This window comes from Bradyrhizobium sp. HKCCYLRH3073, from assembly GCF_051167995.1.
Lineage (GTDB): Bacteria > Pseudomonadota > Alphaproteobacteria > Rhizobiales > Xanthobacteraceae > Bradyrhizobium.
This window is the reverse complement of sequence record NZ_JBNPUD010000005.1, coordinates 336,590-358,270: the sequence shown is the minus strand read 5'-3', so window position 1 is coordinate 358,270 and position 21,681 is coordinate 336,590. Positions and strand designations below refer to the sequence as shown.

General features: G+C 64.7%; 18 protein-coding genes and 1 pseudogene. 7 read left to right on the top strand and 12 right to left on the bottom strand.

Features of this window, described 5'->3' with window-relative positions:
• Window positions 1-42: 42 nt before the first annotated feature.
• Window positions 43-717, bottom strand: a complete 675-nt coding sequence (locus tag ACQR1X_RS15410; RefSeq protein ID WP_316239118.1) for a peroxiredoxin-like family protein — start codon at window positions 715-717, stop codon at window positions 43-45.
• Between the two features lie 34 nt (window positions 718-751).
• Window positions 752-1,372 (bottom strand): glutathione S-transferase family protein, encoded by a 621-nt coding sequence (locus ACQR1X_RS15405; protein ID WP_316239119.1) that lies wholly within the window; start codon window positions 1,370-1,372, stop codon window positions 752-754.
• Window positions 1,373-1,569: 197 nt separating this feature from the next.
• Between ACQR1X_RS15405 and ACQR1X_RS15400 the strand changes: the two genes are divergently transcribed.
• From ACQR1X_RS15400 to ACQR1X_RS15380, 5 genes and pseudogenes are all read left to right on the top strand, one after another.
• Window positions 1,570-2,454 (top strand): LysR family transcriptional regulator, encoded by an 885-nt coding sequence (locus ACQR1X_RS15400; protein WP_316239120.1) that lies wholly within the window; start codon window positions 1,570-1,572, stop codon window positions 2,452-2,454.
• A 140-nt stretch (window positions 2,455-2,594) separates the two neighbouring features.
• A complete protein-coding gene (locus ACQR1X_RS15395) occupies window positions 2,595-3,902 on the top strand; it encodes a DUF2254 domain-containing protein (RefSeq protein ID WP_434899144.1) in 1,308 nt (435 codons plus the stop codon).
• A 137-nt stretch (window positions 3,903-4,039) separates the two neighbouring features.
• Window positions 4,040-4,805, top strand: a pseudogene (locus tag ACQR1X_RS15390) (DUF4396 domain-containing protein).
• Between the two features lie 6 nt (window positions 4,806-4,811).
• Entirely contained in the window at window positions 4,812-5,369 is a 558-nt protein-coding gene (locus ACQR1X_RS15385; protein WP_434899143.1) for a hypothetical protein, read from the top strand.
• Window positions 5,366-7,489: a pyrroloquinoline quinone-dependent dehydrogenase gene (locus tag ACQR1X_RS15380; protein WP_434899142.1), complete on the top strand. Its 2,124-nt coding sequence runs from the start codon at window positions 5,366-5,368 to the stop codon at window positions 7,487-7,489. Before ACQR1X_RS15385 ends, ACQR1X_RS15380 begins: the two co-directional genes overlap by 4 nt.
• Window positions 7,490-8,103: 614 nt before the next feature.
• Here the strand turns inward: ACQR1X_RS15380 and ACQR1X_RS15375 are convergent.
• Window positions 8,104-8,415, bottom strand: a complete 312-nt coding sequence (locus ACQR1X_RS15375) for a type II toxin-antitoxin system RelE/ParE family toxin (protein ID WP_434899141.1) — start codon at window positions 8,413-8,415, stop codon at window positions 8,104-8,106.
• Window positions 8,405-8,695 carry a ribbon-helix-helix domain-containing protein gene (locus ACQR1X_RS15370; protein WP_434899140.1) on the bottom strand — a complete coding sequence of 97 codons (291 nt, stop codon included), beginning with the start codon at window positions 8,693-8,695 and terminating at the stop codon, window positions 8,405-8,407. The genes ACQR1X_RS15375 and ACQR1X_RS15370 overlap by 11 nt, the downstream gene beginning before the upstream one ends.
• Window positions 8,696-10,507: 1,812 nt before the next feature.
• Between ACQR1X_RS15370 and ACQR1X_RS15365 the strand changes: the two genes are divergently transcribed.
• Complete coding sequence (locus tag ACQR1X_RS15365; RefSeq protein ID WP_434899139.1) at window positions 10,508-10,945, top strand: hypothetical protein; 438 nt, start codon at window positions 10,508-10,510, stop codon at window positions 10,943-10,945.
• A 478-nt stretch (window positions 10,946-11,423) separates the two neighbouring features.
• On the opposite strand, the gene ACQR1X_RS15360 is transcribed toward ACQR1X_RS15365, so the two are convergent.
• The 7 genes from ACQR1X_RS15360 to ACQR1X_RS15330 form a co-directional block, all read right to left on the bottom strand.
• Complete coding sequence (locus ACQR1X_RS15360; RefSeq protein WP_434899138.1) at window positions 11,424-11,906, bottom strand: hypothetical protein; 483 nt, start codon at window positions 11,904-11,906, stop codon at window positions 11,424-11,426.
• 38 nt (window positions 11,907-11,944) lie between these two features.
• Entirely contained in the window at window positions 11,945-13,552 is a 1,608-nt protein-coding gene (gene guaA / locus ACQR1X_RS15355) for a glutamine-hydrolyzing GMP synthase (RefSeq protein WP_434899137.1), read from the bottom strand.
• Between the two features lie 286 nt (window positions 13,553-13,838).
• Window positions 13,839-15,140: an RsmB/NOP family class I SAM-dependent RNA methyltransferase gene (locus tag ACQR1X_RS15350; protein WP_434899136.1), complete on the bottom strand. Its 1,302-nt coding sequence runs from the start codon at window positions 15,138-15,140 to the stop codon at window positions 13,839-13,841.
• A 13-nt stretch (window positions 15,141-15,153) separates the two neighbouring features.
• Window positions 15,154-15,486: an MAPEG family protein gene (locus ACQR1X_RS15345; RefSeq protein WP_316216338.1), complete on the bottom strand. Its 333-nt coding sequence runs from the start codon at window positions 15,484-15,486 to the stop codon at window positions 15,154-15,156.
• A gap of 141 nt (window positions 15,487-15,627) precedes the next feature.
• Window positions 15,628-16,650: an NADP-dependent oxidoreductase gene (locus ACQR1X_RS15340; protein ID WP_434899135.1), complete on the bottom strand. Its 1,023-nt coding sequence runs from the start codon at window positions 16,648-16,650 to the stop codon at window positions 15,628-15,630.
• Between the two features lie 185 nt (window positions 16,651-16,835).
• Complete coding sequence (gene guaB, locus ACQR1X_RS15335) at window positions 16,836-18,323, bottom strand: IMP dehydrogenase (RefSeq protein ID WP_434899134.1); 1,488 nt, start codon at window positions 18,321-18,323, stop codon at window positions 16,836-16,838.
• A 263-nt stretch (window positions 18,324-18,586) separates the two neighbouring features.
• Window positions 18,587-18,835 carry a hypothetical protein gene (locus ACQR1X_RS15330; protein ID WP_315749790.1) on the bottom strand — a complete coding sequence of 83 codons (249 nt, stop codon included), beginning with the start codon at window positions 18,833-18,835 and terminating at the stop codon, window positions 18,587-18,589.
• A gap of 134 nt (window positions 18,836-18,969) precedes the next feature.
• Between ACQR1X_RS15330 and ACQR1X_RS15325 the strand changes: the two genes are divergently transcribed.
• Window positions 18,970-20,457, top strand: coding sequence for a DHA2 family efflux MFS transporter permease subunit (locus ACQR1X_RS15325; protein ID WP_316239128.1), 1,488 nt, complete (start codon window positions 18,970-18,972; stop codon window positions 20,455-20,457).
• A 15-nt stretch (window positions 20,458-20,472) separates the two neighbouring features.
• Here ACQR1X_RS15325 and ACQR1X_RS15320 read toward each other — a convergent pair whose 3' ends face one another.
• On the bottom strand, window positions 20,473-21,666 hold the full coding sequence (locus ACQR1X_RS15320; RefSeq protein ID WP_434899133.1) for a sialate O-acetylesterase: 1,194 nt from the start codon (window positions 21,664-21,666) through the stop codon (window positions 20,473-20,475).
• Window positions 21,667-21,681 lie beyond the last annotated feature (15 nt).

Genomic DNA, 21,681 nt, shown 5'->3' with positions numbered 1-21,681 from the left:
CCTCGCAAATTGGCTTCGTCCGCAGAGCGGCGGAGACGCAGGTCAAACGGCGACCGCGGCTGCGCGGCGAAGCGCGGGCAGCATGTCCTCAGGCTCGGGACGACGGGTGTAGTCCGGGTTCACCTCGGCGTAGAGGATCAGGCCGTCAGGTGCGATGACGTAACGAGCCGGCATCGGCAGCGTCCAGCTCGGGTCGCCGTTGAAGGCCGGCAGATCATTCTTGAGGCTCTTGTAGAGGTCGACGAGATAATCGGGCAGCGCGAAGCGAAGCCCGAAAGCGGCGGCCACATCGTTGTGCGTGTCCGACAGGATCGGAAAGCCGAGCTCGTTCTGACGCACTGACTTTCGGCTGTTCGCCGCCGTCTGCGGCGAGATCGCGACCAGACTGGCGCCGAGCTTCTCGAACTCCGGCAGCGCTGCCTGGAGCGCCTGCAGCTCCATGTTGCAATAGGGGCACCAGACGCCACGATAGAAGCTCACGACCAGCGGGCCCTTGGCGAGCAGGTCCGAGGACGATACGAGCTGGCCATCTGGATCTTTCAATGAGAAGACCGGCGCCCTGTCGCCCGCCTTCAGCGCACGCGTCGCGGCACCGCTCGCGATCAGTTCGGCCGTGGCCCGGTGCATCGTCTCGATCACCGATCGTGGCACTTGATAGGGGGGTTTGCCCGCTTCGAAATCGGCCTTGAAGGCATCGAGCTTGGACTGAAGCGTCATGATCTATCTCCGTGGATCAGGGTGAAAGGAAGCGTCAGGCGGCAGGAATGAGCGCGTTCACGCGCGTGACCGCGCGCTGCACAGCTGGCCGGCTTTCGACTTCGCCGTACCAGCGCGCGACATTGGGCGCCTGCCCAAGATCAACGCCGGCGAACTCGCGCCGCCACAGCCAGCCAAAATGAGCGATATCGGCAATCGTGAACTCGTGGCCGGCGGTGAAGGGCTGCTTGGCAAGAACGCCGTCGAGGATCGAAACTGTGCGCTTCGCTTCGTTGGAGAAGCGCTCGATCGCGATCGGCTGCGGCTCGCTCGCCAGACGCTGAAAGAAGCCCGATTGGCCGAACGCCGGGCTCAAGCCCGACGCGTGGAAGAACAATTGCTCGAAAACGCGCGCCCTACCCTCACCCGAGGCCGGCAACAGACGACCCGTCTTCTCGGCGAGATACACCAATATGGCGGCGGACTCGGTCAGGACGATATCCCCGTCGACCAGCACCGGCACCTTTGCATTGGCGTTCAGTGCAGTGAAATTCGGCGCCTTCTGTTCGCCTTTGCGGATGTTCACGCCGTGCAGCGCGTAATCGAGCCCCAACTCTTCCAGCGCGACCGGCACCTTGATGCTGTTCGGCGTGGCGAAGGCATAGACGTCAAGCATGATCTCGTCACCTCAAGTGCAGCTGGGGCCGATGCCCAAGACCGAGGAGCCCAGTCGCGGTCGGCGTCAGCCAATCCGCTCCGGTCTCGACCAGATTGCCTTCGGTCGGCCCGAAAGCGTGGAGAACTGATGCCCCTGTTCCGCTCGACAGGGCAGCAGGCCGTGGGCGATAACGGTTATTCCCAGGAGGAATGACGGTGGACAGATATCAAGCCATGTCGACATTCGTGCGCGTTGTCGAAACCGGCTCCTTCTCGGCTGCCGCGCGGCAACTCAATGTCGGCCAGCCCGCCGTGTCGAAAACGATTGCGCAGCTCGAGGACCGGCTCCAGGTGAGCCTGCTGATCCGCTCGACGCACGGACTAAGCCCGACCGAGGCCGGGCAGCGCTTCTATGAGCGGGCCAAGGCAGCCATCCAGGAAGCCGACGAGGCCGAGCTTGCCGCGCGCGGGGCCGGCGCGGGACTATCCGGCTGCCTGCGCGTGTCCGCGGCGACGACATTCGCCCGCCTGCATATCGTGCCGCTACTGCCACGCTTTCTTGACGAGCAACCGGACCTCGAGATCGACGTGATCCTCGACGATCGCGTCATCGACTTGGTATCCGAAGGAATCGACGTCTCGCTGCGAATGGGCGCGCTCGCCGACTCCTCGGCCATCGCACGCAAGCTGGCGACCGGCGGGCGTTCAGTGCTGGCCACGCCGGCCTACCTCGCGCGTGCTGGCGAGCCGCACAGTCCCGCGGATCTCACAGAGCATGAGGCGGTGATCTACAGCCAACTCCCCAACGTCTGGTCCTTCGCCCGTGACGGTGCCGAAGCGTCCGTTGCGGTTCATGGGCGCATCAGGGTCAGTGCGGCCGAAGGTCTGCGGGCGGCCGTGCTCGCCGACATGGGCCTGACCATCGCGTCCGACTGGATGTTCAGCCCGGAGTTGGCCAGCGGCGCCGTGCGCCGCATTTTGGCTGACTGGATGCTGCCGCCGCTCGATCTCTGGGCCGTCTTTCCAGGCCGTCTGGCTAGCGCCAAGGCGCGGGCGTTCGCAAGCTTTGTGGAAGGCGCCCTGGCCGGCAGTGCGCGATGAGGAGGATCCGTTGGAGGTTGAGCGGAACCTTCGCGGAATGGAACCATTGACAGGCGACGGACCATTGCCGTCCGTCCAGCCGGCCGCCGCGTGTCATCGCCCAGCGCAGGCTGGTCCGACCGCCCCGCCAATGAGGAGCAATGACCGCGCGATTCCGCAAGCTGCTCGACGATCTCGCAGAGACGTTCTGGCTGGTGCCGGCCTTGCTGATCCTGCTCGGTATCGGCATCGCGTTTCAGGCGATCGCGATCGATCGCGGCACGATCGTGCCCGGCTGGCTGCGCGACGAATGGCTCTACACCGGCGGCGCCACCGGCGCCCGCACCCTCCTGGGCGCCATCGCATCCTCGACGATCGGCGTCGCCGGCACGGTGTTCTCGATCATGATCGCGGCGCTGTCGCTCGCGGCCGGACAGATGGGGCCGAGGCTGCTGCGGAATTTCACGCGTGACCGCGGCAACCAGGTCACGCTCGGCGTCTTCCTCGCCACCTTCTGCTACGCGCTGATCGTGCTGCGCAGCGTGCGCACCCCGGCGGAAGGGGAGTTCGTGCCGCATCTTGCGACCACGATCGGCATCGTGCTCGCGTTTCTCTCGGTCGCCAATCTGGTCTACTTCGTCGGTCACATGTCCGGACGGATCAACGTCGACACCGTCATCAGCCTCGTCAGCGAGGATGTGCAGGCGATGATAGGATCGCTGACGCGCGAAGGCAGTCAACCTGCACCGCCACCCCAGAGCTTTTGGCGACATGCCGTTCCGATCACAGATCCGCGGCAAGGCTATCTGGTCCAGCTCGACGAGAACGGACTTGCGACCTGGGCCTGCGAGCACGGCACCGCCGTCCATCTCCTGGTCCGGCCGGGCGACTACGTCTTTCCCGGAGCACCGATCGCGATCGCGACGCACCCCTGTGATGGCATTGAAGAGGCAATCCGCAATGCGACCGCGCTCAGCCCGCAGCAGGTGACATCGGCGGATCTCCGGTTCGCGATCCGGCAGCTCGTCGAAGTTGCGGTCCGCGCGCTCTCGCCGGGGATCAACGATCCCCATACCGCGATCACCGTCCTCGACCGCCTCGGCGCAGCGCTGTGCGAGATACAGCCGGTGAAGCTGCAGACCGGCGTCTGGATCAAGGATGGAAAGCCGTCGCTGGTCGTTCCACATCTTCGTTACGGCGAGCTGGTCGGCGCCATGTTCGACATGATCCGGCAGAACGCGAGCAATGCGCCGCCAGTGCTGATCCGCATGATCGAGGTGCTGACGCAGGTGGTGAGCCGCGAGCGCGACCCGGATCGGAGCGACTGTATCCGCAAACAGGCCGACCTCGTGCTGGAGGATGCCGAACGAAGCATCCGCACGCCGAGCGACCTGGACGCCATCCGCGGCCATCATCAGATCTTCAACGCCGTCCTGGAGGATGGTCCGCTCGGACGCTTTCGCACCTGACGGGTTCAGCCACGGACTGTCCTCCGTCTGATTGGAACGTGAGATCGACCGCGTCGTTTGTGAGCAGCGAGCGCGAGCAGGCACGATCGCGGTTCTCGTCGTTCGATTTTGTCGACCAGACCTCACGGATGCGTTCCTTGATTCCGGATTGGCTGCACATCCTCTCGCTCGTCTTCCTGGTCCTGGGCGTCATATGCGCCCTGATCATCGCGATCGATGTGGTTCGCCATCCGCAGCAGATGTGGATCATGGATGTCGTCTGGCCGGTGACCGCGTTGTTTGGAAGTGTCTGGGTCGTCTGGCAATATTTCGCCTATGGGCGGCTTGCGACCCAGGAGAAGATGCATCGCGCCAAGGCGCATGGTGAGAAGGCTCATGGTGAGAAGGCGCATGGCGAGGAGCCGCCGAACAAGCGGCACCCCCCCCTTCCCGATCATGGTCGCCAACGGCTCGCTTCACTGCGGCAGCGGATGCACGCTGGGGGACATCGTTGCGGAATGGCTGGCGTTTGCCGTTCCCGCCGTCGCGGTCGCCTTCGGCTGGAAGACGCTGTTCGCGGAGAAGATGTTCGCCGTCTGGATTCCTGACTTCCTGCTCGCCTATGCGTTCGGCATCCTGTTCCAGTACTTCACGATTGCGCCGATGCGGGGCCTGTCGTTCGGCAAGGGGCTCATTGCGGCTGCCAAGGCCGATACGATCTCGATCACCTCCTGGCAGGTCGGCATGTACGGCTTCATGGCCTTCGCCAATCTCTACATCTTCCAGCACGTGCTCGGGACGCGGCTGGAGGTCAACAGCCCCGAATTCTGGTTCATGATGCAGATCGCGATGCTGTTCGGGTTCGCCACGTCTTATCCGGCCAATTGGTGGCGTCTGAAGCGGGGCTTGAAGGAGAAGATGTAGCGACGTTTGCTGCTGTCGGCGGTGCATCGCCTCCCACACCGATCGTTTGCACGGAATGTGTACGGCTGCGGACACGATCTGATCCGACGCCCGCCGCACGGGCGCGGGCGGAAGGAACCGCCGCTTCGAAAGAACATTCTCTTCCTGCTCATTCGATCCATCCTGCCGCGGCGGCAGGCCATGAAGTTTGGACGCGTTCACTTGACCTCACCTCGCAGAAATCCGCTCGGCCCCATCATCGTCCTCGTCGCAGCCGCCGCAGGCACGCTGCTCGGCCTCTACTACTATCTGACTCCCCTGACCGGGATCACTGGAGCGCCCGGTGTGTTGCTCGTCATCGCGTCCAGCCTCGCCCTGGTCGTCGACGCCTTCATCCTGTGGTTCGGCGGGCGCGGATGGCTGTTCGGCGTGTTCTGGACGCTCGGGCTGCTCGGCGCGCTCGGCACCATCATTGCCGCCTGGTTTCTGCATGCGTGGTGGCTGGCGGCGGCAACCGTCTTCGTATTTGTCGGCTTGATCATCACGCTTGCGGCCCCCTCCCAGCCGAGGAGGATCGCGGCATGACGATCCGCTCGCTTCTCTGTCGGACGCCAGCCGTGGCGCTCGGGCTGGCGTTGGCGGCCGCGCTGCCGTCGGCCGTCGCACAGAACGACACGAGCAATCCGGCGACCACCTTCGGCGGCATTCCCGGCCGGGACCAGCATGATCAGTCGCAGCCGAGCGGCAACGCCGAGAGCCCCTCGTCGGCACCGGCCAGCAGCCCATCGGCAACCACCGAGGCAGCCACGCAGCAGCCGTCCGGCAATTTGCCCGCACCGAAGCCGATCCCGCTCGTCCCGGCGCAGGCCACCTGGAACACGTTCCACGGCCAGCTCAACGCGCAGAAGTACTCGCCGCTCACCCAGATCACCGCCGACAACGTCAAATCGCTGGTGAAGGTCTGGGAGTATCACACCGGTGACATGTCCGACGGCTCGGGCGACCGGCCGACCAGCGTCTGGTCCGCCACGCCCATCTTTGCCAACGACACGCTCTACATCGGCACGCCGTTCTATCGCGTCATTGCGCTCGACCCCGGCACCGGCAAGGTCAAATGGACCTTCGATTCCAAATCGACGCTCAAAGCGCTGACCCAGCCGGCGCTGAAGAACCGCGGCGTCGCCTATTGGCAGTCGCCCAATCCCGTCGCCGGCCAGCCGTGCCAGAAGATCGTCTATCTCGGCACCATGGACGCGCAGCTCTTCGCCATGGACGCCGATACCGGAAAGCTCTGCCAAGGCTTCGCGAACAAGGGCGTCCTCAACGTCGACCAGTGGAACGACGTCAACAACAAATATCCGCTGTCGCTGCTGCAGCCGCCGACGGTCGCTGGCAATCACGTGATCCTCGGCTGGGCCGGCAAGGACTGGGCCTATGCCGAAGCGCCTCCCGGCACCGTCTTCTCGGTCGATCCGCAGACCGGCCAGCGGCAATGGTCGTTCGCCGCGCTGCCGCCTGACATCGCGCCGCGCACCGGCACCGCCAATGTCTGGACGGGCATGTCGGTCGACGAGGGGCTCGAACTGGTCTATCTCCCGGTCTCCAGCCCCTCGCCGAACTACTGGGGCGGCAACCGCACCGAGAAGATCCCGCTCGCCACTTCGACGACGGCGCTCAACCTCGAAACCGGCGAGGTCGTCTGGTCGCGCCAATGGGTGCATCACGACATCTGGGACTACGACATCAACTCCGCGCCGACCTTGATGGACATCACCGTCAATGGGCAGCAGATCCCGGCGCTGATGCAGGCGACCAAGATGGGCTTCCTGTTCGTTGTCGATCGCCGCACCGGCAAGGATGTCTGGCCGATCGAGGAGCGCAAGGTGCCGGGTGGTGACGGCTCGATCCAGGGCGAAGTCTACGCGCCGACGCAGCCATTCCCGACCAAGCCGGCGCCGCTGCTCGACCAGTCCAAGAAGCCACCGATCTGGTGGGTCGCCGACGCGCTCGGGCTCGGCCAATGCTCCAGGCTGTGGAAGTCCCTGAACTACGCCGGCATGTACTCGCCGCCGACCCACAAGGACAATGGCGTGCTCGCCTACCCCGACTCCGCCGGCGGCGTTCAGTGGGGCGGCGTGGCGTTCGATCCGCGCGGCAAGACGGCCATCGTCAACTTCTCGCACGTGGTGCAGTCGATCAAGCTCTACCCAAGGAAGGAATATGAGCAGCGCGCCGCCGGCTCGGGCAACGAGCAGGGCTTCTATCCGCAGGAAGGCGCGCCCTATGGCATGTCGCTCGACAACGCGCTGAACTGGCTCGGCATGCCCTGCTGGGCCCCGCCGTTCGGCGAGATCGCCGCCATCAACATGTCCACCGGCGATATCAAATGGCGCCGTCCGATCGGCGCGTCGCAGAAATGGGGCTTCTACATGCCGGAGTCCATGGGCTCGGTGACGATCGGAGGCCCCGCGGTGACCGCGGGAGGCGTGATCTTCATCGGGGCATCGATGGACGCCAAGGTGCGGGCCTACGCACTCACCGACGGCAAGGAGCTGTGGTCCGACATCGTCCAGGCGCCTGCGGTAGCCAATCCCGCCGTCTACGAGTACAAGGGCCGCGAATACGTCGCCTTCGTTGCCGGCGGCAACACGATCCTCAAGGATCAGGTCGGCGATCAGGTCGCCGTCTATGCCCTGCCGCAGTGACACGGTCGCTCGTTCTCTCCACGATTCAAATAGCAGGTAAGGCTTCGCGATCTCGCGGCGGCTTCCGCCCGAGTGATGTCCTTAGATGAACCTCTTCTTCGACGAAGAGGCGCAGGGAAGACCGGGTATCGGCTGATACCCGCGGTCCGCGTGCAGCAAACAAGCACGCGGCAGAACCACAGGTTCAGCCCAATATCCGGCCTTCCCTGCGCGACGGTTTTCCGACTTATAGGCGCTCTCCCCGGGGACCGGCTGTCTTGCCCCCGTCACCTGCGGCTCATCATCACCGCCGGCTTGGCATCAGCGTCGGGATGCCAGGACCACACCATTTCGCCGTCGCCTCGCTCCGTTCGTCGGCACAGGTCGTGAGACCAGGCTGCAGAGCAACGCGCCCATCGCATCCCCGACTCGACGCTTCATGACGATCGCGAAACGTCCCTCTTCAGCGAGCCGGGATGCGCGGAAATGTGAAGCTGATTTGCCCGACGTGGCAAGGGAGGAGTGCGCGACAAACTGGCACGACGGGCAGTTGGCGCATGTGGGGCATGCCAGGATTGCCCGTCGGGCAGCTCGATGAACCAGCGGCCGATCGAGATTTCATCCCTGCGGCGGTCTCAAACAATCCCGTGGAGATTACGGCGACCGTCAATGACACGGATCAGTTCTACGGTATCGACAGGACCTTCGTCCGTATCTGGCATCGTCCGATAAAGCAGCAGGTACGGCGTCTCGATCAGCATCCGCATGGAGGGCCGGATATCCGAGCGGCGAACACCCATTCGGGGCTGCGATCTCAAAAGCTCGACTTTCGCCTCGATGCGATTGAGGTATCGTTCTGCGGCGGCCGGCTGCTCGACACCGATCAAAAGATAGATATCGATCAGATCGGCTTTCGCCTGATTGGACCAGATCAGCTCAATCGGCACGGCCGGATGCTTTCTTCGCACCCTTCAGCCGGTCACGCGCCTGCTTGCGCAGCCGCTTCATGTCGACCTTGCCGGCAGAGCCGCTGGAAATGCCCTCGTCCCAGGCCTGCCGCAAACGCCGGATGTCCTCCTGCCGCAACTCGCGCTTCATCTGCCAGTCGCGCACCGCCTCCCGGACGATCTCGCTGGTGGTCGCGTATTCGCCGGACTCGACGGCCGTCTTGAGGGCCGAGACCTGCTCGCTCGTCAGCGCAACGCTCAGCTTTTCGACAGATGCCATCGGGAACGCTCCACCGCCGGGGCGTATAAATTACCACTTTTTGCTACCGCAGCCAACGGTGCTCGTTCGTGGTCGGCCGACGGATTTTGACCCTTTGCCGGCCTAAGATTGCCTCTCCCAGCACCGGAAGATCTCCGGAGTTCCCGCCCAGCGCGGCTAGTTTTATGCACTGTCACCGTAACCATTCGAGCGAGCCCGTCGGCACTAGACCGAAGACCCCAAGAAAGCTCTGCACGAATTGGGCCTCTGCTCTTGCAATCAAAAGATTGCCGTCTGGATGACGATTTGAAGCGCCGAAAAGGGCATCAATTGGCTAACTAAACAGCATTTCCGGAGTGGAGTATTCAGTTCGCGTACCGAAATGCCGGTAAAAATGGGTCAAGCGTGTTGCCCTTGCGACACACACGAACGCCGTTCTGTTACAAGAAGGCTTGATTTCTCCGACAGTCAAAGGTTGTATCTAGAGGCAGGCGTAGGGGCTCGTTAACGCATTTTTGATTCGATTTCGTCTGCGAGGGGCGGAACGCTGCGGACTCTCCGTAGTTTCCTGGGGTGCTCTATTTGACCATGTGGCCGGCATGAGATCGAACGCTCGGATTGATCGAGTTTGCAGATTGGCCTCATATTCGCCAAACGATGGCTCTGACCTCACGCTCGCCGTCAGTTCACACTGCCGATCACCTATCGCTCCTTCCGCGATACTCGCAAAAGGTGGTCGCTAATGGAAATCCGGACACTCGATCAAACGCCAGAGGGAATCCGGCTTGTAGCGGTCGCGGATGGACTAGAGGCGCTCGGCGCGGAAGCCGACCGCATCTACCGACCAAGCTGGGTTAGTTTCTCTTGGCGTGGCCGAGTTGATACCGAACACCTATTCCGCTTCTTCAACGAGTTTGCATAGCTCTATCCCGAGTTCGCCGGACAAAAACTCACTGCTCCACAATTTACGATTCTCATCTTCGGTCCCGACGACAAGTTAGCCTTTGATGACGAAGGCAAAGGGCTTAGCGCATTGAGGGGGAAAGTACCGAAGGGAGCTAATTTTATTCGTCTCGACTACTCGGAAGTACGCAGCCAACTTCCTCCTGAAGATATTTCACCGGACTTCAGCGTTTGGTCTCGCGTCGATCTGGCGGACGCGCCACCGACGGTCGATGAAGCTGATCGAATTGGCGTATGGGCTTCACCTAAGCTTCTAACGTCAATGTCGGAGCAATTGGGTAGCTTCATAGAGAAGACGCATATCGATCCGGTTTCCAATCAGATCGCGGGGCAAGGCATACGCAAACTCTTGCAACATCTATCTCTCGCCTGACGTAAATAACAAAATTGTTAGTGACTTGGGGGGCTCGCTGCAATGCCGCGTCAAAGGAATGGCATGACCGTAGGCAACTGCTGGGTGTCAATGTCGTTTGAGGACAGCAACGGAAATTCGGTCACTCAGATACCGCGCGGATCGAGCGACCATAACAACGTCATCACTGTTACGAACGGAAAGCGCGGACTTTCAACTGCCGTCAAAGTCGAAGTCGCGCTGCCTAACTCTGCCCCGCAAAGCAACCCTGGCCGACTTGAGTTTGAGTTCAGCCACGCCACAGTTAAGCAGCAGCACAAAACGGCATGGTATCCAGAGTTCAGAGCCGTGACCGCAAGCCAACCGGATTCAGACCGCGCTTTATTGACGTGCTTGGCGACTGGACCGTGCAATGTGACGTTTCAATGCAGTAACGGTCAGATGTTCGATCCGTTTCAAGGCTGCTACGTTTCCAGCGGGGCTCCGCCCTTCACTGAGCAGGTGAAGGTCGGTTAGCAATGGAGCGCGCCGATCTCATTTTTTCCTGTGGTCCGCCGCTGCTGGCTATGATTCTCCAGAGGTGGGGGACGCCAAGTGAAGCCACGCTTGAATCCGAGGCGGAGGACGCAAAAGCTGCGATGGGACTGCCCAACGAGGGCAAAGAACGTATCCAACACAGTCTGTCGGGAGCCGTAGCTGTTGCAAATCTGACGACTACGTTCGTCAGTTCAGCCAGCGGCGTTTTTGCGCTCCTCCACACGGCCCACGCATCGGCGGTTTTCAACTATGTCGCGCTCGCGGTTGCCGTTGTAGTCTTCATCATGCTGTCGAACATTTTGAACAACGCCGCATTTTACGAGATCGTGCAAAAGCCGATTCCTGCTCCGGCTGGCTTTCCAACAAACCGTTTCTTGCTTTTTACAAGAACGATATCATCAACACATCGATCTACCTGATTAACAGCGCAATCATCTTGGTAGCGCTTCTTTTCTATAATGGTGTCCTAGAGCCCGGTTAGTCCGCAACTCAGATCGGTTCTCTACGCTAGTCAGAATATTTGCGCCACCGCACGCTTGTGTTTGATCTGGCTACCTGTATCTTAAGCCCAGATGATAATTTCGCCTGAAGAGATGACACGATCGAGCGGCCCCGCGCACTGGCGAGCGACCGACGGAGGGCCGCATTACGCGGCTCTCCTCGGCTCTTCACTCTGCGGCTTGGTCTGGCTCGGCTGCGGGTCTGAGCAGGGGGCGGTAGCCGTCCCCTCCCGGCCAGCAGCTGCTCAGCGCGTTCGGCCATCGCGGCCTTCTTGAGGTCGGCGATCTTGCGAGCGGCTTCCTCGCCCACGCGGACGGCCTCAAGGATCAGCTCCTTGCTCACACGGCGGAGCATTACGGTGACAGTGCAAAAAACTACAAAAGCCTCGCAACACTGTCAGATCAGCACCTTGAACGACGCCATGAACTTCCGGTCAGGCGCGTCCCAGCCCCACAGCGGTTTGCGCTTCATGACCTGTACGAGGAACGTGTGCGGCCCGGAGACCGTCGTCAGGCCTCCTCCCCACACCTTGTCACTGCTGAAGGTGAAGCGCTTGGCGGGGAGCATGGTGCCGCTCGCGGACTTGAACTCGGTTTTGTCGATTGAGAGGAATTCGCCCGAGATGCGTTCCACCAGTCCGTCGAGCATGGACTGCATCATCAGGGCCGGCTTGCCTTGCATCGGCCAAGCCGCATGGAAAACCGCGAAGGCCTTGTTTCCGTCCTTGGCGAGAAACGTCGTCGACGAAAGGCCCAGCAGGCCGCTCGACTTTTCCTCTGGCGGCGTCGGAAACTCGACCGAGAAAAAATGCCCACTCGGGGCGAAGACGCTCCCCGCGAGCGCCGGAGCCGGGATGACGGCGCCGCTGAGTATGGCCAACAGATGGCGTCGCGATATCCCGCTCATGACGGCCTACCCTACTCCCACTCAATCGTCCCCGGCGGCTTGCTGGTCACATCGTACACCACCCGGTTCACGCCCTTCACCTCGTTGATGATGCGCGTCGCCGTGTTCCCTAAGAACTTCATATCGAACGGATAGAAATCCGCCGTCATGCCGTCCGTCGAGGTGACGGCGCGCAGGCCGACGACGTAGTCGTAGGTGCGGCCGTCGCCCATGACGCCGACGGTCTTGACGGGGAGCAGCACGGCGAAGGCCTGCCAGATGGTGTCGTAGAGGCCGGCTTTGCGGATCTCGTCGATGTAGATGGCGTCGGCCTTGCGCAGGATGTCGAGCTTGTCGACCGTGATCTCGCCGGGGCAGCGGATGGCCAGCCCAGGGCCCGGGAACGGGTGGCGGCCGACGAAGACGTCGGGCAGGCCGAGCTCGCGGCCGAGCACGCGGACCTCGTCCTTGAACAGTTCGCGCAGCGGCTCGACCAGCTTCATGTTCATGCGCGCCGGAAGGCCGCCGACATTGTGGTGCGACTTGATCGTCACCGAGGGGCCGCCGGTGAAGGAGACGCTCTCGATCACGTCGGGATAGAGCGTGCCCTGCGCGAGGAAATCGGCGCCGCCGATCTTCTTGGCCTCGGCCTCGAACACGTCGATGAAGAGCTTTCCGATGGTCTTGCGCTTCTGCTCCGGGTCGGTGATGCCTGCGAGCTCACCGAGGAAGAGTTGTGAGGCGTCCACATGCACCAGCGGGATGTTGTAGTGGTGCCGGAAGAGATCGACGACGGTCTCGGCCTCGTTGAGGCGCAGCAGGCCGTGATCGACGAACACGCAGGTGAGCTGGTCGCCGATCGCCTCGTGGATCAGCACTGCGGCGACCGCGGAATCGACGCCGCCGGAGAGGCCGCAGATCACCTTGCCCTTGCCCACCTGGGCGCGGATCTTCTTGATCTCCTCCTCGCGGAAGGCGTGCATGGTCCAGTCGCCGCCGAGGCCGGCGATGTTGCGGACGAAGTTGCGGATCAGTCTGGCGCCGTCGGGCGTGTGCACCACTTCCGGGTGGAACATCAGGCCGTAATACTTGCGCGTCTCGTCCTGGATCACGGCGAACGGCGCGTTCGGCGACACGCCGGCGACCGAGAAGCCCGGCGGCATCTGCGTGATGCGGTCGCCATGGCTCATCCACACCTGGTGCTGCTCGCCCGGCTGCCAGACGCCGTCGAACAGCAGGCTCGAGGTCTTCACCTCGACGTCGGCGCGGCCGAACTCGCGGTGGTGGCCGCCCTCGACGGTGCCGCCGAGCTGGGCGGCCATCGTCATCTGGCCGTAGCAGATGCCCATCACGGGGACGCCGGAATCGAAGATCAGCTGCGGGGCGCGCGGGGAGCCTTCCTCGTGGACGGATTCGGGGCCGCCGGAGAGGATCACGGCCTTCGGGTTCATCTGCCGGAAGGCGGCCTCCGCCTTCTGGAACGGCACGATCTCGCAATACACGCCGTCCTCGCGCACCCGGCGCGCGATCAGCTGCGTGACCTGGCTGCCGAAATCGACGATCAGGATCTTGTCGTGGAGCGCGGCCACCGAGGTGTCGGCGGCGGCGGCGGTCGGGGTGTTGTTGGCTGGGGCTGTCATGGCAAGGAATTACGCCGCTGCGGGGGGACTCGCAACCCTTGGCAGCGGGGGATTCACCGCGCCGTGCAACCGTTTCACCGACACGCTTTGCAGGGCTGCCCGATGCAGCGCCCTCTCCCCTTGTGGGAGAGGGCATCACCGGCCCATCCACGCACGCGGTTGGGTGAGGGGTATCTCTCGGCGAACAATGCTCGCGGAGGCATACCCCTCACCCGACCGAATCTGCCGAGCTGTCCTGCATGCCCTCTCCCACAAGGGGAGAGGGCTCAGTCATGGGCAGCCCGCGTCAGGCGGAGCGGCGCAGCACCGACACGAAGAACCCGTCCGTGCCGGTGCGGCGGGGGGTCATCAGCCAGCCTTCGGGGGTCTGCAGGGCGGCTTCGGCGAAGGCTTCGGCCTTGTCCCAGAGAACGGTAGCGGTTTGCTCCGGCGGCTGGACCGCAAATTCCGGATGCCGCGCCACGAACGCCCGCACCTGGTCGCCGTTCTCCGGCTGGAGCACCGAGCAGGTGATGTAGGCGATGCGGCCGCCGGGCTTGACCAGGCCCGCGGCGCGCTCCAGCACCTCGGCCTGGTCCTTCAGGCGGATCTCCAGGGCGCCGGGGCGCATGCGCCATTTGGCGTCGGGGTTGCGGCGCCAGGTGCCGGTGCCCGTGCAGGGGGCGTCGATCACCACCAGATCAGCGGAGGCGCTGATGTCGGCGAGCGGGTCGGCGTCGCCCTTCGGGCTGCGGATCTCGGCGTTGTGGACGCCGGCACGCGACAGCCGCTCGTGGATCGGCGCGAGCTGGCGCTTGTCGGCGTCGGTGGCGATCAGGCGGCCCTTGCCCTGCATCATCGCGGCCAGCGCCAAGGTCTTGCCGCCGGCGCCGGCGCAGAGGTCGATGACCTGCTCGCCGGGCTTGGCCGCGGTGAACAGCGCCGCGAGCTGCGAGCCCTCGTCCTGGACCTCGATCGCGCCCTTGATGAAATCCTCCTCGGCATGGACGCCGGGATTGCGCGCATCGGCCCCGAGGATGATGCGCAGGCCGAGCGGCGACCACGGCGTCGGCTGAGCGCCGAGATGCTTCAGCGAGGCCTGCACCTTCTCGCGCTTCGCTCTCAGCGTGTTGACGCGCAAATCGAGCGGCGCGCGGCTGGCCATCGCCATGGCCTCGGCGACGCGGTCGTCGCCGAACACGGCGGCGAGATACGGGTCGAGCCAGTCGGGATAGTCGCCGGCGACCGGCGGCGGCGCGCCCTCGGTGGTGCGCGAGGCCAGCGCCTTCTCCTCGGCGGCGGTGAGCGGCGGCGGCGCGAAGCGGCTGCCGTCGCACATCGCGGCGATGGTCGGCACATCCAGGCCGCGCTCGAGCTTGAGCATGCCGAGCACCCGCGCCCGCGCGGTGTCGTCCTCCATGACATAGGCGCTGGAGGCGCGGCGGCGCAGCACGTCCCAGACCAGGCCGGCAATGGCGGCTCGGTCGCCGGAGCCGGCGAAGCGGTGGCTGGTGCCCCAATCCTTCAAGGCCTTCGCCGCCGGCGCCCGCTGGGACTCGATGGACTCGATGATGTCTATGGCGGCGGACAGCCGGGCGGCGGGGGTCATTCAGTATCCAGTCTCAGATCAGGAGAAGCATCTTCAGGGCGAAATACAGCCACATCGCCAGCAGCACCAGCGCCGAGGCGGTCCAGGCCAGCCCGCGCTTGTCTGCCCCACTGATAAAGCCGGCATTGACGAAGCGGGTGACGACGAACACCCAGGACAGCAGCACGATCACCAGATCGGCATGGCGCAGCGGCAGCGCAAGCGCGATCAGGGCATAGAACAAAGTCGGCAGGCCGAATTCATCGGCGGCATCCGTGGCTTGCGCCTTCCTCTTATTCCAGAACAGCAGCGCGAAGGTCAGTGCAACCTCGACGAAAACGGGCAGCAGCACCATGGGCAGCGACATCGACAATCCCCCCTTGGGAAAAGTGAAGGCCCGGCATGATGCCGGGCCCTCGTGGATGAACCGGTTCCCTCAGGACTCCGAATAAGGCGCTGTGGTTCCCGCTTTTTTGCGGACAGGCTGAAGAATCACATCAGGTGTGGCTCAGGCCTTGTCCGGCCCGACCCGCACCAGCTGCTTGCCGAAATTGGCGCCCTTGAGCAGGCCCATGAACGCCGTGGGCGCGTTCTCCAGGCCCTCGGTGACGTGCTCCTTGTACTTGACCTTGCCGTCGCGGACCCAGGCCGACATGTCCTTGAGGAAGTCGCCGTGGCGGGCGGCGAAGTCGGAGACGATGAAGCCGCGGATCAGGAGCCGCTTGGTCAGGACGTTGCGCATCAGCGCGCCGGCCCATTTCGGCGCCACCGACTGGGTATCGTTGTAATGGGCGATCAGGCCGCAGACCGGCATGCGCGCGAAGGCGTTGAACAGCGGGAACACTGCCTCGAACACCGCCCCGCCGACATTCTCGAAATAGACGTCGATACCCTTCGGACAGGCTTCCTTCAGCTTGGCGGCGAGATCGGGGTCGCGATGGTCGAGACAGTCGTCGAAGCCGAACTCGGATTTCACATAGTCGCACTTGTCCTTGCCGCCGGCGATGCCGATGGCGCGGGCGCCCTTGATCCTGGCGATCTGTCCGACCGCCGAGCCGACCGCGCCGGAGGCGGCGGCGACCACCACGGTCTCGCCCGGCTTGGGCTGGCCGATGTCGAGCAGGCCCGTGTAGGCGGTCATGCCGGGCATGCCGAGCACGCCGACGGCGGTCGAGATCGGCGCGAGGCTCGGGTCGATCTTCGCAAGACCCTTGCCGTCGGAGACCGCATGCGTCTGCCAGCCGGCGCGCGCCAGCACGATGTCGCCGGCCTTGAAGCCGGGATTGTTGGAGGCCGCCACCTCGCACACGGTCCCCGCCTCCATCACGCCGCCGACCGGCACCGGCTGGGCGTAAGACGGCCCGTCGCTCATGCGCCCGCGCATGTAAGGATCGAGCGACAGCCAGATCGTGCGCAACAGCACCTCGCCGGCGCCGGGAGTCGGGATGGTGTGCTCCTCGAGGCGGAAATCAGACGGCTTGGGCTCGCCGACGGGACGGGACGCGAGCACGATGCGCTTGGCTTGGGACATGGTGTTTCCTCTTGTTTGTTGATGTGGCGTTCGGCGCCGACCCCACGGGAGCCGTCATTGCGAGCGAAGCGAAGCAATCCAGGGCCGCGCGCGCAACCCCTGGATTGCTTCCGCCGTCGCCCTTCGGGCTATGGCGGACAAGTCGTCGCTTCGCTCCTCGCGATGACGGAGAGAGCGGTGGTTGTTTACACCCCGCCCGGATAGTTCGGGCTCTCGCGGGTGATCGTCACGTCGTGGACGTGGCTTTCGCGCAAGCCCGCGCCGGTGATGCGGACGAACTCGGCCTTGCCGTGGAATTCGGCGAGATCCTTGGCGCCGACATAGCCCATCGCGGCGCGCAGGCCGCCCGCGAGCTGGTGCATGACGTTGCCGACCGGGCCCTTGTACGGCACCTGGCCCTCGATGCCTTCCGGCACGAGCTTCAAGGTGTCCTTGATGTCCTGCTGGAAGTAGCGGTCGGCCGAGCCGCGGGCCATCGCGCCGACCGAGCCCATGCCGCGATAGGCCTTGTAGGAGCGGCCCTGCCACAGGAACACCTCGCCGGGCGTCTCGTCGGTGCCGGCGAGCAGCGAGCCGACCATGGCGACATCGGCGCCGGCGGCGAGCGCCTTGGCGAGATCGCCCGAGAACTTGATGCCGCCGTCGGCGATGACCGGCACGTCGGCCTTCTTGGCGGCTTCCATCGCATCCATGATCGCGGTGAGCTGCGGCACGCCGACGCCCGCCACGATGCGGGTGGTGCAGATCGAGCCCGGGCCGATGCCGACCTTGACGGCGTCGGCGCCGGCATCGATCAGCGCCTGCGCGCCGTCGCGGGTGGCGATGTTGCCGGCGATCACCTGCACCGCGTTGGAGATGCGCTTGATGCGGTTGACGGCTTCCAGCACGCGCGAGGAATGGCCGTGCGCGGTGTCGACCACGACGAGGTCGACGCCGGCCTCGATCAGCTTCTCGGTGCGCTCGAAGCCGCCCTCGCCCACCGTCGTCGCCGCGGCGACGCGCAAGCGGCCCTGCGCGTCCTTGCACGCGAGCGGATGCGCGACCGCCTTCTCCATGTCCTTCACGGTGATCAGGCCGACGCAGCGGTACTGGTCGTCGACGACGAGCAGCTTCTCGATGCGGTGCTTGTGCAGGATCTTCTTGGCCTCGTCCTGGCCGACGCCCTCGCGCACGGTGACGAGGTTCTCATGCGTCATCAGCTCGGAGATCTTCTGCCGCGGATCGGTGGCGAAGCGGACGTCGCGATTGGTCAGGATGCCGACCAGCTTGCCGGGGATGCCCTTGCCGCCGCCGGTGACGACCGGAATGCCGGAGAAGCCGTAGTCCTTCATCAGCGCCAGCGCGTCGGCCAGCGTCGCCTCCGGCGAGATCGTCAGCGGGTTGACCACCATGCCGGATTCGAACTTCTTGACCTGGCGCACCTGGGCGGCCTGGCCCTCGGGATCGAAATTGCGGTGGATCACCCCGACACCGCCGGCCTGCGCCATCGCAATCGCCATGCGCGCCTCGGTGACGGTATCCATGGCGGACGCCATGATCGGAATGTTGAGCGGGATCTCGCGCGTCACGCGCGAACGGATGTCGACCTCGGAGGGCAGCACATCGGACAGGCCCGGCTTCAAGAGCACGTCGTCGAAGGTGAAGGCTTCGCGAAGTGTCTGGACGGTCGCCATCGTCAACTCCTTGTCTGCGGCCAGAACGGCCGCGATGCGGTTACGGATGAGCGGCGCCGCCGTCGAGACCATGCCTCGCCGTCGAATCGGTGCCCATCGGTGGGGTTGACGCGGGTCGATAGCATGGGCCTGTGACGAATCAAAGAGCCGATCCGCCATCCTCCCGCGATTGCGAAGAACGGCCCAGACCGGCCCTGATCAGGTCCGAAACGCGCAACAAAAGGTCGCGGACGCCCCGATTCCGGAGCAGAAGTTCCGCGCCTCTAGCGCCAGGCGCCCGGCGGCGGCCCATAGCGGCGGATGGCCTCGACCACCTCCCGGTGGCGCCGGTCCTCCCGCCGCATGTGCACGGCGATCAGCGCGTGCGCCGACGGCACCAGCAGCAGCACGTGGAAGAACAGGCCGAGGACGAGGCAGACCAGGCAGAGCAGCAGATTGAAGATGGCCGCGAACGGCTGCCCGTTGAGCAGCAGGCCCAGTGGCGGCACCAGGGCGGCGAGCAGATAGATCATCGGCACATCTCCAATAACGATGACGCGGCAGCGTCACGCTGCATCTAGGGGGCCATGCCAGCAGCGCAATGGCCCCGTTCGTCGCAGGGTGCTACAGCCGCGGCGCCGGCCTTCCCCGTCCCTCCCGAGATTCGATGAACAAGCAACGCGTCATTCCGCTGATCGTCGCCACCGCCCTGTTCATGGAGAACATGGACTCCACGGTGATCGCGACCTCGCTGCCGGCGATCGCCAGGGATATCGGCACCAGCCCGCTGACGCTGAAGCTCGCCATCACGTCTTATCTGCTGTCGCTGGCGGTGTTCATCCCGGCGAGCGGCTGGACCGCCGACCGGTTTGGCGCGCGGCGGGTGTTCTCCAGCGCGGTCGCGGTGTTCATGATCGGCTCGATCGGCTGCGCGCTCGCCAACTCCGTCGAGAACTTCGTGTTCGCGCGCATCCTGCAGGGCATGGGCGGCGCGATGATGACGCCGGTCGGACGTCTTGTCCTCTTGCGGTCCGTCGACAAGAGCGCGCTGGTCGGCGCGATGGCCTGGGTCACGATCCCCGCGCTGATCGGCCCGGTGATCGGGCCGCCGGTCGGCGGCTTCATCACCACCTATTTCTCCTGGCACTGGATCTTCCTGATCAACATCCCGATCGGCATCGTCGGCATCATCATGGCGCTGCGCTTCATCGATCCGATCAAGAGCGACAATCCCGAGCCGTTCGACCTCACTGGCATGGTGCTGGCCGGCATCGGCCTCGCCGGTCTCGCCTTCGGCCTCTCGGTCGCCGGTCTCAACCTGCTGCCGTGGTCGGTGGTCGCCAGTCTCGTTGCAATCGGCGCGATCTCGATGACGCTCTATGTCCGCCACTCCCGGCGAACCAATTCGCCGGTGCTCGACTTCTCGCTGCTGCGGCTGCCGACCCTGCGCGCCTCGATCGTCGGCGGCTTCATGTTTCGCCTGGGCATCGGCGCCCTGCCCTTCCTGCTGCCGCTCTTGATGCAGCTCGGCTTCGGCCTGTCGCCGTTCCAGTCCGGCCTCGTCACCTTCGGCTCCTCTGCCGGCGCAATGGGCATGAAGGCGCTGGCCGCGCGGCTCATCCGCGCCTTCGGCTTCCGTCATCTGATGACGGTCAATGCCGTCGTCAGCTCGGTCTTCCTCGCCGCCTGCGCGCTGTTCACGCCGGCGACGCCGCTGCTGCTGATCCTGATCATTCTCGTGGTCGGCGGCTTCTTCCGCTCGCTGCAGTTCACCGCGATCAACACCGTCGCCTATGCCGAGGTCGAGACCGCCCAGATGAGCCGCGCTACGACGCTCACCAGCGTCAACCAGCAGCTCGCGATCTCCGCCGGCGTCGCGGTCGGCGCGTTCTCGGTGGAGACCACGATGTGGATGCACGGCGCGAGCCAGCTCACCGCGGCGTCCTTCGCGCCCGCCTTCATCGTCGTCGCGATCACGTCGGCGCTGTCGTCGATCCTCTTCTGGCAGATGCCGGATGACGCCGGCAGCGAGATCTCGGGCCGCAAGGTCGCCGCGATCGCCAGTCGCAAGGGCGCCGAGAAGGGCGCGGAGAAGGCCGCCAGGAAGTCGGCGAGCGAGACCACGCAGGATGCGCGGGATCAGCGGCTGGGGTAGCGGACGGTTCTCCGGTCAAGGTCTCCGCGCGCCGGACCTCCAGAATTCGGCCAGGCGATCGGCCCACATCCGCGCGTGCTGCTCGGTGCCGGCGTGGCTCATGTGGCAGCTGTCGTGGCGCAGCGGAAGGCCGATCTGGTCGGTGTCCGGCCCCGGATAGACGCCGATCGCAGGGTTCGGCACGGCGGCCTGTGCCGACCGGATGATCTCGTCGGGAACGCTGCCGCAGAGCGTCGCCGCGGCAACGAAGATCGGCGCGGTCACGTCGGCCGCGCGGAGCCCGGCCACGATCTCGAGATCGTTCCGCAAGTAGGACAGCCGTCCCGCCTCCTTCATCTTCGCGGTGACCTGCAATTGCGTGCCGTCCTCCGCGCCATTGGTCGAGAAGGCGAAGGCGTTGGACTCGCCCTGATGCCAGAGCACCGCGCTCGGCTCGAGACCCGCCTCGCGCAGGCCGGCAAGGGTCGCGAGCAGCACCTCGAAATACTTGCCGCCACGGACACGCCACTCCTCGATATACGTCCCGCCGATCGCAACGGGTGCGATCAGGATCGTCTTCGCCAGCCCGCGATCGATCAATTCGTCGCCCAGCCGCGTGGCGACGTTCTCGCCCTCGCCCGGCGTTCCCAGCAACGGATTGCGCGCCACGTAGCAGCGGCCGTCGAAGCGGTCGAAATTGTAGAACCGGTTGTGCGGCTGATAGAGCCGGCCGCTCTGATCGGGCGCGCCGGTGTTGGAGATGTTCGATTGGCCCGCGGTCAGAAGCACCACCAGCCCCTCGCGCGGAATGGCGTCGCAGGCAATCGGCGTCGCCCTGGCGCGCACCGCCTCGTTGTCCGGCAGGAGACAGCGCGAGGCGCTGCCGCCCGCGATGAAATCCGCGTCAGAACCGTACAGCGCACGGGCCAGGTTGCGTCCCTGCAGCAGGGTCTGCACCTCCGGATCTCCGCTGGCGCCATCGATGCGACGGTCGATGTCGGCAAAGGCGGCGCGCCGCGTGCGCACCTGCTCCAGCAGTGCCAGGAAGCCTGGCGCGGTCGAGACGGGTCCGACGGCGCAGGGAACGCAATTGCCGTCGCGCGATTTGGCCGAGGTGGTCGGCTGGCAGACGTCGCGTGCCGGCAGCACCTCCGCGGCTCCTGCCGTCGCAGTCAACGAGACGGCCAACCACGCGGCGACAAGAGTGGCCACGATTACGCGTCGCATCATGCTCGGATCATTTCT